This window comes from Cryobacterium luteum, from assembly GCF_900110125.1.
Taxonomy (GTDB): Bacteria; Actinomycetota; Actinomycetes; order Actinomycetales; family Microbacteriaceae; genus Cryobacterium; species Cryobacterium luteum.
Genome location: NZ_FOCN01000043.1, coordinates 1 through 9,099, shown reverse-complemented (window position 1 = coordinate 9,099; position 9,099 = coordinate 1). Strand labels below are relative to the sequence as shown.

At 61.7% G+C, this 9,099-nt stretch carries 12 protein-coding genes; 6 read left to right on the top strand and 6 right to left on the bottom strand.

Annotation, left to right across the window (positions count from 1 at the left end; genetic code table 11):
* On the top strand, positions 1-276 hold a 276-nt coding region (locus BMW72_RS19085), incomplete at its 5' end, for a hypothetical protein (RefSeq protein ID WP_208598227.1).
* A gap of 100 nt (positions 277-376) precedes the next feature.
* Complete coding sequence (locus tag BMW72_RS17825) at positions 377-1,177, top strand: CPBP family intramembrane glutamic endopeptidase (RefSeq protein ID WP_092112989.1); 801 nt, start codon at positions 377-379, stop codon at positions 1,175-1,177.
* Positions 1,178-1,345: 168 nt separating this feature from the next.
* Here the strand turns inward: BMW72_RS17825 and BMW72_RS17820 are convergent, their stop codons facing one another.
* The 3 genes from BMW72_RS17820 to BMW72_RS17810 all read right to left on the bottom strand — a co-directional run bounded on the left by BMW72_RS17820 (position 1,346) and on the right by BMW72_RS17810 (position 4,313).
* A complete protein-coding gene (locus tag BMW72_RS17820) occupies positions 1,346-2,149 on the bottom strand; it encodes a LysM peptidoglycan-binding domain-containing protein (RefSeq protein WP_092112987.1) in 804 nt (267 codons plus the stop codon).
* A gap of 257 nt (positions 2,150-2,406) precedes the next feature.
* Positions 2,407-3,099, bottom strand: coding sequence for a response regulator (locus BMW72_RS17815; RefSeq protein WP_092112997.1), 693 nt, complete (start codon positions 3,097-3,099; stop codon positions 2,407-2,409).
* The gene (locus BMW72_RS17810) at positions 3,096-4,313 is read right to left on the bottom strand and encodes a sensor histidine kinase (RefSeq protein WP_422386323.1); all 1,218 of its coding nucleotides are present in this window, start codon (positions 4,311-4,313) and stop codon (positions 3,096-3,098) included. Before BMW72_RS17810 ends, BMW72_RS17815 begins: the two co-directional genes overlap by 4 nt.
* 125 nt (positions 4,314-4,438) lie before the next feature.
* Between BMW72_RS17810 and BMW72_RS17805 the strand changes: the two genes are divergently transcribed.
* Genes BMW72_RS17805 through BMW72_RS17795 form a run of 3 tightly spaced genes read left to right on the top strand, consistent with a single transcriptional unit; the run spans position 4,439 to position 6,837 of the window.
* On the top strand, positions 4,439-5,338 hold the full coding sequence (locus BMW72_RS17805) for an ABC transporter ATP-binding protein (RefSeq protein WP_092112981.1): 900 nt from the start codon (positions 4,439-4,441) through the stop codon (positions 5,336-5,338).
* A complete protein-coding gene (locus tag BMW72_RS17800) occupies positions 5,335-6,087 on the top strand; it encodes an ABC transporter permease (RefSeq protein ID WP_092112977.1) in 753 nt (250 codons plus the stop codon). The genes BMW72_RS17805 and BMW72_RS17800 overlap by 4 nt, the downstream gene beginning before the upstream one ends.
* A 3-nt stretch (positions 6,088-6,090) precedes the next feature.
* Positions 6,091-6,837: an ABC transporter permease gene (locus BMW72_RS17795; protein WP_092112974.1), complete on the top strand. Its 747-nt coding sequence runs from the start codon at positions 6,091-6,093 to the stop codon at positions 6,835-6,837.
* A gap of 187 nt (positions 6,838-7,024) precedes the next feature.
* On the opposite strand, the gene BMW72_RS17790 is transcribed toward BMW72_RS17795, so the two are convergent.
* Complete coding sequence (locus tag BMW72_RS17790) at positions 7,025-7,213, bottom strand: hypothetical protein (protein ID WP_092112971.1); 189 nt, start codon at positions 7,211-7,213, stop codon at positions 7,025-7,027.
* A gap of 117 nt (positions 7,214-7,330) precedes the next feature.
* The gene (locus BMW72_RS17785) at positions 7,331-7,795 is read right to left on the bottom strand and encodes a cupin domain-containing protein (protein ID WP_092112996.1); all 465 of its coding nucleotides are present in this window, start codon (positions 7,793-7,795) and stop codon (positions 7,331-7,333) included.
* Between the two features lie 169 nt (positions 7,796-7,964).
* On the opposite strand from BMW72_RS17785, the gene BMW72_RS17780 reads away from it, so the two are divergent.
* Positions 7,965-8,336 (top strand): nuclear transport factor 2 family protein, encoded by a 372-nt coding sequence (locus BMW72_RS17780; protein ID WP_092112994.1) that lies wholly within the window; start codon positions 7,965-7,967, stop codon positions 8,334-8,336.
* A 99-nt stretch (positions 8,337-8,435) separates the two neighbouring features.
* On the opposite strand, the gene BMW72_RS17775 is transcribed toward BMW72_RS17780, so the two are convergent.
* Positions 8,436-8,921 carry a GNAT family N-acetyltransferase gene (locus tag BMW72_RS17775; protein WP_092112992.1) on the bottom strand — a complete coding sequence of 162 codons (486 nt, stop codon included), beginning with the start codon at positions 8,919-8,921 and terminating at the stop codon, positions 8,436-8,438.
* Positions 8,922-9,099 lie beyond the last annotated feature (178 nt).

Genomic DNA, 9,099 nt, shown 5'->3' with positions numbered 1-9,099 from the left:
AACGTCAGCGTCGTTGAGTTGTGCGTCGACGGCGAATGTTCAGGCCCTGCCCCAACTCAGCTATCACCAGACGCGTCCGTCGGGATCGATGAACACTCGTGGGAAATCTCGACAGTAATGGCGACTCCAGAAAATGTCACTATTCGCGCACTCTCACCAAGCAAAGAAGTCCTCGCCGAGAGGGACGTGACACTCAACTGGGTCCGCGTGGGCGGCACTGAACAATGTGGCGGACCTGCCGAGACCGACCCCATCACCCTCACTATTGCATCCTGAATTCTCTGAGCGTCCCGACTTTGTGCGATCCCGCAAAGGGTTCGGCTTGTGGCGCTCCGGTTTGATCGGTTGATATGGATCTGTGCGGGATCATGGGTCTATGCCCAAGTACGAACTGTCTGGTCTGGATACTGCCGTGCACGGTCGCATCGTGAGGGTTGCGTTGCTTGCGCTAGGCGCGTGTCAGCCGGTTTTCGGTAGCTCGCTGCCGTTCGTAGTGTTGGCTGCGGTCGTTGCGCTGTTACTGGGTCTGTGGCTGCGCCATGCGGATGCGCCTGAGGCAAAAGACGCTGTAGTTCTGGTGTTCTCTCTGTATGTCGTCGGCCTCATCCCCGTGGTGGGACTCTGGCCGATCGGTCCCGCAATTGCGATCGCGATCACCGCTGTCATATCGTGGCGTGCAGGGCGACTGAGGCGGTGGCGAGACTGGTTGCGCATCGGCCGACTTGATGGAATCACGTGGGTCACGGTAGCCGCCGTGGCAGGAGTCAGCGTCGTTGGTCTCTTACTTTGGCAATCCGTGTTCGACGGTCAGCTTCCCGTCACGTATGGACAGCTCATCGAATCGATCTCAGCTCCCGTTGCAGTAACGGGTGCGCTCGGGTTCGCGATAGTGAACGGCGCGATCGAAGACAGTATTTTTTTCGGCATTCTGCTGACTCCGATGCTGCAGTACTTCCCTCCGCGGTGGGCAGTGGTCCTTACCGCGCTTGCGTTCGGGCTTGCACATTTCCACGGCGTGCCGAGCGGGGTAGTGGGAGTAATCCTGGCCGGGTCGTGGGCAGTTATGCTCGGCTACCTCCGGACCCGAACTGGCGGAATGTTCGCGACCTACCTCGCCCACATCGTTGCCGATACAACAATCGTTGCCGTACTGATTCCACCGTTACTGATGGGCTAGTTTCATCAGGTGGAAGAAAGATGTGCGCGCAACACGCGTGACACTACCCGCGAGAAAACGAAAGACGTCGAGCATCACGGTTCACAAGTTCGCAATATCAATTAGCTCGCAAGTCGCATATGGGGTTCTCCATAAGGGACGAACGCGGTGTATGCCTTGGATCGGCGTTCAGGTCGAGGGTGGTGGGACGGAGGCGCCGCCGCGCAGCGCCACCCGAAGGTTCAGATCGTCGCTGGCCTGGAGCTGCTGGGTGGTGAGCGGGTTGAGGAAGCCGAGGTCGTCGAGCGTGATGCCGAAGCGGTCGGCGATGTCGTTGAGCGTGTCGCCGGCGACCGCGCGGTAGGAGATGGGAGAACCACCGGCTGTTGCGGTGGCGCCGCCAGCGCCGAACCGAGCGCCTGTATCGACGGCGAGTAGCCCGGGGAGGGTGTCCGGCACCGCCCAGGTGATCGTGCCGACCGCCCGGGGAGTGAGCACGCAGCCGTCAGGGTCGGCCGTGTCCGGGGTGCTCGCGGTGATGACGGCGGTCAGATAGTAACTGGGGTCGCCCCGGGAGGAGTCCCTGTCGCCCAGGCTTAGCCCAAGCTGATCGGCGTCCGTGGAGAGGTTACCGAACGAGAAGTTGTACATGTCGGCCAGGCAGGTCGTGGTCTCCGACCACGGACTGAAGAACAGTTGCACGCCTCCGGGAACGTCCGAGGTGAAGCCCTCCAGCGCGACGTCGAACCCGCCACCCCCCGCACTGACCACGACGGTTCCGGAGATGGCGTTGTCCCCCGAGGCCGACGTGAGCTCGGCCGTTCCGATGACACCGTCGGGGATGACTACATCGGCTGCGTCGCCGGACGAGGCCGGCGCAACACTATGAACAGCGGTGTCAACAGGTGGAGTCTCGGTCGTCGGGGGCGAGCAGGCCACCAGTCCGAGCACCAAAGCGATGCTCCCCAGAACGGATGCCGTCAGTCGTGGCATCAGGTCCCCTTCCCGCCGAACTCAGTATGGCAGTCGGCCCCATCGCCGGTCCAGCCGCGGCCTCGACCAACGAAGTGGCTCGACGCACCGATCGCTATGAACCGTCCCGCAAGCGGTTCCCCTGTGACACCGCGTCGGCGGACTCGGCCGACGGGTGCTGTGGCCCTAAATCTGTCTCGTTCGAGGTCGGGCTTGCGGGACGGGCCCAAAGGTTTGGTGACGTGCTCCAAGAGTGCGGCGTTTGGTCGACCTTGTGGCTACGGTTTGAGTGTGTCCTCGAGGCCTATCGCTCCGGTTCGGAGGGCGAAGAGGACGAGGTGGACGCGGTCGCGGGAGTGGGTTTTGGCCAGGAGATTGCTGATATGCGTCTTGATGGTGGGCATCGATAGCCAGAGTCGGTCACAGATTTCTTGGTTTGTCAGGCCTGTCGCGATCAGGGTCAGTATCTCGTTCTCACGGCGGGTGAGGGTGTGAATGGATAGCAGATCGGGCTGGTTGACGTCTACGAGAGTTCCGGCATGATCCGGTGGTGCCTGGAAGTTTGCGAGGAGTCGCCTGGTTGGGCTGGGAGAGATGACGGCGTCTCCTTGGTGGACGGTTCTGATCGCGCTGAGGAGTTGATCGGGTGGGGTGTTTTTCAGTAGGAATCCTGATGCTCCTGCCTCGACTGCGGCGAGGACGTACTGGTCGGTGTCGAAGGTGGTGAGCATGATGATCTTGCCCGGGGCCCGATCTGCCATGAGCTGTCTGGTGGCGGTGAGCCCGTCCATGCCTGGCATCTGGATATCAAGCAGGAGGACGTCAACGGGATCGTGGCGGTGCTGGCGGATGGCGTCGGCTCCGTCGATGGCTTGCCAGTCCACACACATGTCGGGTTGCCCGTCGATCATCATGGCGAGGCCTGCAGTGAAGAGTGGCTGATCGTCTGCGAGGCCGACGCGGATCGTCATCGCGTCCACGGCAGAGTCGCGGCAACACGCCAACCGCCGATGGTTGTGTTGGGTCCGGTGTCGATGCTGCCACCGAGTGCACGGACACGTTCTTCCATACCGATCAGTCCGTGTCCGCGCCCGCGCCGTGGCACAGCGACAGCGCGTGCCGCTCTGACGCTGTTGACGATGAGAAGATCGACGGCGTTGGTGCGAATGTCGATCCGGACCATGATGGGGACGCCTCCGGCGTGCTTGATTGCGTTGGTGAGGGCTTCTTGCACAATCCGGTAGGCGGCGAGGCCGACCTGGGAGGGCACGTTGTCGGGATCGCCCTCGTGGTGGAGTCGGATGTTTGCACCTGTGTGCCGGTAGGAGCCGATCAGCCCGGGGATGTCGCGTAGGTGAGGTGTTGGGGTTAGCTCGGCTGAGGGTTCATCGGTATAGAGAACATCGAGGAGATCCCTGACCTCATCGACTGCCTCCCGGCTGAGGCGCCCGATCGCTGCCAGCGCTTGGTCGGTCTGGTGGGGAGCGGATCTGAGTGCGTAGCGGGCACCTTCGGCTTGGACGGCGATGATGTTCAAGGAGTGGCCGAGGATGTCATGCATCTCCCTGGCGATACGGTGGCGTTCCTGCAACGCCGCCAATCGGTGTTCGGTGTCTTGTTGGGCTTCCAGGAGCGAGACACGTTCGAAGGCACCCTCGACACGGGCACGATTGCGGCGGCGGATTGATCCGAGCAGTGCCGCTACCGCGATCAGTGCCCAAGCCACAAGAACAACGATGAGCTTGGTACTCAAAGCAGAGAGCAGCACGTCATTGGAGACGAACAGCACGGCCCAGGCAGATCCCGCGAAAATGGCGGTGGCAGAGATCCACCGCCACGGCGGAATGACTTGCGTCTGGGTGGTGTATGCGGCTGCGAGGCACACGAGGCCAGCGAAGACACTGAGCTGGTCGACGACGAGAACGTGAACCACCAGGAGCACTGCAACAGTGACGAGGACGATCCGTGGGTTGCGTCGTCGCCAGATCAAGGCGAGGCAGCAGCCGAGTACGACCACGCCGTACACAACCTGTGGCGGGGTCTCCCATGACACGATCGGGTAGCTGAGAAACCCGACGACCGCTAAGACCATTGAGCACGCAACCTCAACGGCGAATTGGTACCTGGTAGTAGTCAGAGGTCGGTCCACGACTGGCTCAGCGATTTCGGACTCCACACCTGCCATCGTACTTTCGGGCTCTGTCCGCATCCTCATACCGCAGGACGATCTCCTAGTTCAGGCCGCGGCATGATCCGCGCGACGCCACCACCGGGGATCGTGGATGGCATGATCTCTGAAACGAGGCACCCATGAGTGCCGTCATCACAACCACCAAGCTGACGAAGGTTTTCAAAGGCCACACGGCGGTCGACTCGCTCGACCTGCACGTTCCCCAAGGAGTCGTTTACGGATTCCTCGGGCCGAACGGCTCTGGCAAGTCGACCACGATGAAAATGATTCTGGGGTTGACTCAACCCACCACCGGTGAAATCACTGTGTTCGGAGAACCGTTAACCCGCGCTTCCAGGAGCACGCTCCTGCCCTCGATCGGATCGATGATCGAGGCACCTCCCGGATACGGGCACCTGACGGGCGCGGAGAACATGCGCATCGTGCAGCACATGCTTGACCTGTCCGACGCGCAAATCAACCAGGCATTGTCGACCGTGCGGCTCACCGAACACCGCGACAAGCTCGTGCGCAACTACTCCCTGGGCATGAAGCAGCGCCTCGGCATCGCCATGGCCTTGGCCCGTGACCCCGCTCTGCTGGTGCTCGACGAGCCGACCAACGGGCTGGACCCGGCAGGCATCGAGGAGATCCGCGAACTGCTCGTTCAGTTGGCGCGGCGCGGGATCACCGTCATGGTCTCCAGCCACCTGCTGGACGAGATCGACAAGATGGCCAATGTTCTCGGAATCCTCTCCTCGGGAAAGATGCTCTTTCAAGGCACGCGTGATGCACTGTTCCAACACAGCGTTCCCGACCTGATCATCACCACGCCGGATGCGAACGCCGCGCTGCGCCAGGGTGTCACCGGGGTACCCGTCCCGGAAGGCATCCGGATCAGCGGAGTTGATAAGGACAAAGCGGCCGACATCATTCACTCACTCGCGATCGCCGGAGTCCCGATCTACGAAGTCCGGCGCGTGCAGCAGCGACTCGAAGACGTCTTCATGGACCTCACTGGACGCGGAGGACTGCTGTGAAACGGGCCGTCGCACTGGAGTTCCGTAAGATGCGTCGCCTCCGCGTCGTCCCGATCGTCCTTGTGCTCATCGTCGCTGTCGCAGCGCTCAGCAGCGCCTCGCTGTTCTCCGGCAGCACCCGCGAGAGTTTCGACGACCCCACCGCAGCGCCGTGGGCGGCACTGCTCCTGACATACACGTTCATGGCCGCGATGACCTCGCCGATTCTCGCTGCTGTCCTGGCGAGCAGGCAAACAGACATTGAGAACACCGGCTCCGGCTGGACACTCGCCAGCACGGCCGGATACACCCCCGGGACGCTTTGCCGAGCCAAACTCGCAGCTCTCGCCGCCATCCTGCTTCCCGCCGTCGCGCTGCAGACACTGCTCGTTATCGGCGCAGGACTCCTAGCCGGTATTCGCGTCCCTGTCGACGTTGTCCCCTGGATCGGGTACACCATGGGCCTCCTCCTCGTTGACATCGCCTTCTGCGCACTTCACGTCTGGCTGGCAGCGAAAGTCGAGAACCAACTCATCAGCGTCGGAATTGGGATGCTCGGAGCTTTCATCGGCGTGTTCGCACTCCTCATGCCCGACTGGCTTACCCGCCTCATCCCCTGGGGATACTTCGCCATGATTTCCCAAGTCGCCGCCAGCGGCCGCGACGTCGTCTACGCCACACCTGCATACGGCTGGATCGCCGGATTCATCATCATCGTCGGCGTCGCGTTCACCCTCGCCACGCGCCGCCTCGACCGCATCGAAAGGTGACCCATGTTCACCGCAGAACTGACCAAACTCAAGCGATCCTCACTCTGGATCATCGCCCTCATATTGCCCGTCCTCGCCATCACAACCGGAACAATCAACTACCAGAACAACACCGGAGCCCTCGACGGGGGATGGGCGTCGTTCACCTCCCAAGTGGTGCTGTTCTACGGGCTTCTGTTCTTCTCCATCGGCATCGGGCTCCTCGCCGCAACAGTGTGGCGAGTCGAACACCGCGGAACCAACTGGAACCTTCTGCTCACCACCACCCGGCATCCACTCTTGCTCGTCGCCGTGAAAGTCGCTGCCATCACGCTGCCCATCATCTTCATGCAACTCATCCTGGTGATAGGAACATTCGTCTCCGGCACATTCCTGCTCAACCTCGACGGACCATTCCCCTGGCAATTCGCGGTGATCGGCCTCCTCACGATCATCGCCTCATTGCCTCTTGTGGCCACCCAGTCACTGTTGTCAATGCTGTTGAAGTCTTTCGCCGCTCCCGTCGCCATCTGCCTCATTGGATGCGTAATCGGAGTCGCCACCGTCACCTCAACAGCCCTCCAGCCAGTCGGCTACGTTCTACCCCAAGCCATCATCACCCGCACCATGAACCTCGGCCCCACCGCCATCTCCGGCTCAGGTGGACTCACCCTCAGCGACACGCTCCCGATCATCCTCACCACCATCGGACTCACAGCCTTGATCACGATCCTCACGGTGGGCGCTCTCCGAGCAATCAAGCTGCGATAAGCGAGGATCGTGCCCGCACAGACCCTTCCGAGCGAACGCTGCCTCCGTGGACGATTGGATCTTCTCGCCGGTGAGAAGATCGCTCAACAGCCGTCACGAGTCCGTGAGTTCGTCCCGACGGGCGATCCCTGCGGCTCAACGGCGACCGATGGCTCCATGCAGCGAATTTGGTCCGGTTGTCCTTCCCCTACCGAACAGCATCGGCGCGGCCGCTGCCCTTCACCCAGGTTACAGATTCGGGCGTTGTCGTCCGGGCCACCCGGTTGAATACCGCGAGGCCGAGCGGGGCGTGTCCGAGGGCTGCGGCATCGGTCATCATCGCGAGTTCGGCGCCCGTGATGATAGCGAGTTCGCCGGCGCGGCCGTGCGCGCTCATTGCCCCCAACGCGCACGCCGCCGGCAGCAATCGCACTTACGCTGCTCGGGGCAGATGCTGGCGGGCGTAGCTGCCGTCAACGCGACGATGGCGGATGTCCTGGTCGGGCGGCTCCGTTCAGGCGTGTTGGTCAGCGACGGGTTCTGGTTGAACGGACCAGTCGGCGGGTGCATCGTCGGTGTCGGCGTCGGCGATCGCCTTGGTCTGGTGAACTTTGCCCGGCTTGTGGTGTTGCGGCGCGTAGACGGTATAGACCTGCATGGGCTCGTCACCGATGTTGGTGACGTTGTGCCAGCTGCCAGCCGGAACGATGACGCACCACCCATCGGATACTTCTTGGTCGAAGGTCAGTTCGTTCTTGCTTGGTCCCATCTGGGCGCGGCCACGGCCGCGGTCGAGTCGAATGAACTGGTCGGTGTCAGGGTGCTTTTCCAGTCCGATGACCCCGTTGACAGGGATCGACATGAGGGTGACCTGCAGGTAGGTGCCACTCCAAGCCACGGTGCGGTAGTTCGGGTTCTTGAGGGTCTCGGTCTCCAGATCGAATGCTTGAGGACGGGGTCCGGTGTCTTCGATGGTCATGTTTTCATCGTAGCTTTGCCCGGATCGGATCATAAGGCCCCCGCGGTTCGATCCTCCTGAGACCATGCTCGCGGATTTGTCGCGCTGTCCGTCCGGCTTACGGAACGGCTCGGATTCAAGCGGAATATACCCTCGACTCGCTGAAAGCGGTGTAGGTATGGTGGTTCACATGACCCTCCTGGAACTCGATTCTCTTCTGGCCACGGAACGCGCAGGCTGGGATTCGCTCTGCGAGGGAAGCGGCGGATCCTTCTACGGAGACCTAATGACCCCCGGCGGGCTGATGATCATCTCCAATGGGATGGTGCTCGACCGCGCGGCGGTCAAGGCGAGTCTTAATGGCGCACCCACGTGGGATCAGTACGAGATATCAGAGACCCGACATGTCCCGCTGGGCACTGACACCGCCGCCTTGATCTATACCGCCCAATCGGTTCGTTGCAATGAAGCACCTTTCGTCGCGACAATGACCAGCGTTTACTGTGTAATCAAAGGACGGCTGCGCCTAGCGCTCTACCAGCAAACGGTCGTCTCCTACTGACAACGCCAGCCTGACCCATTCCGCGAAAGTGGAACGGATATGCGTCGAGGTGCATCTGGTGATCAAATGAGTTGAGCAGTCGTCCCGTTGACCGTTCGGCTAACGGGCGCTCAGTCCATGCAGATCGAGGACGTATGCCTGGGTCGGGCGTCTCAACAGAGAATGCTGGAATGGTTCACCCAGCTGTCTCCATCCCATTTTCTCGTAGAGGTGCACCGCCGTCCGGTGATCGGCGAGTACGCGCTGTACGGATTGGTCGTAGCCACGTAGGGCTAGCTCGGTGGTGAGAACCATGAGCAAATTGGCACCGAGCCCGCGACCTTGTGCGTCTGGAGCGACGGCGAGGAGGCCGATCACCGGCGCGGCCGGCGGATCACGCACCAGACCACTGCCGGGCTTTGTGGCGAGCCCGAATCCGACGATTCCCGTGGCTGTGTCCTCGGCCACGATCCAACACTCTGAATCGTCGAATTTCGGTTGAGCTCGCTCAGCTGTCGGCACTTGACAAGCTCCGGCGGCAATCACCCCACGGATCTCCCCCTGCACGATCGCCCCTCGTGTTCCCGCAGCGCCTACTCGTGTCATCGCGACATCGCGTTCGAGCAGTGCGAAGACATCCTGGATCGCGGCATGATGTGCCCCGGCGATGAGTGTTTGCTTCCCGCCATCGAGGGTGTCAGATGGTTTGTGTAAGGGGTTGCGGATCCATTTGAAGGAGTGACACTAATGGTCATGACAGAACGAAATGAGAAGCTGAAAGCAC

Bases quoted from the DNA above. Each gene is read 5' to 3' on its own strand.
- BMW72_RS17810 (WP_422386323.1), bottom strand. From the start codon at position 4,313: ATGGCAGGTGTGGAGTCCGAAATCGCTGAGCCAGTCGTGGACCGACCT.
- BMW72_RS17785 (WP_092112996.1), bottom strand. From the start codon at position 7,795: ATGACCATCGAAGACACCGGACCCCGTCCTCAAGCATTCGATCTGGAG.
- BMW72_RS17780 (WP_092112994.1), top strand. From the start codon at position 7,965: ATGACCCTCCTGGAACTCGATTCTCTTCTGGCCACGGAACGCGCAGGC.
- BMW72_RS17820 (WP_092112987.1), bottom strand. From the start codon at position 2,149: ATGCCACGACTGACGGCATCCGTTCTGGGGAGCATCGCTTTGGTGCTC.
- BMW72_RS17815 (WP_092112997.1), bottom strand. From the start codon at position 3,099: ATGACGATCCGCGTCGGCCTCGCAGACGATCAGCCACTCTTCACTGCA.
- BMW72_RS17825 (WP_092112989.1), top strand. From the start codon at position 377: ATGCCCAAGTACGAACTGTCTGGTCTGGATACTGCCGTGCACGGTCGC.
- BMW72_RS17790 (WP_092112971.1), bottom strand. From the start codon at position 7,213: ATGAGCGCGCACGGCCGCGCCGGCGAACTCGCTATCATCACGGGCGCC.
- BMW72_RS17805 (WP_092112981.1), top strand. From the start codon at position 4,439: ATGAGTGCCGTCATCACAACCACCAAGCTGACGAAGGTTTTCAAAGGC.
- BMW72_RS17795 (WP_092112974.1), top strand. From the start codon at position 6,091: ATGTTCACCGCAGAACTGACCAAACTCAAGCGATCCTCACTCTGGATC.
- BMW72_RS17775 (WP_092112992.1), bottom strand. From the start codon at position 8,921: ATGACACGAGTAGGCGCTGCGGGAACACGAGGGGCGATCGTGCAGGGG.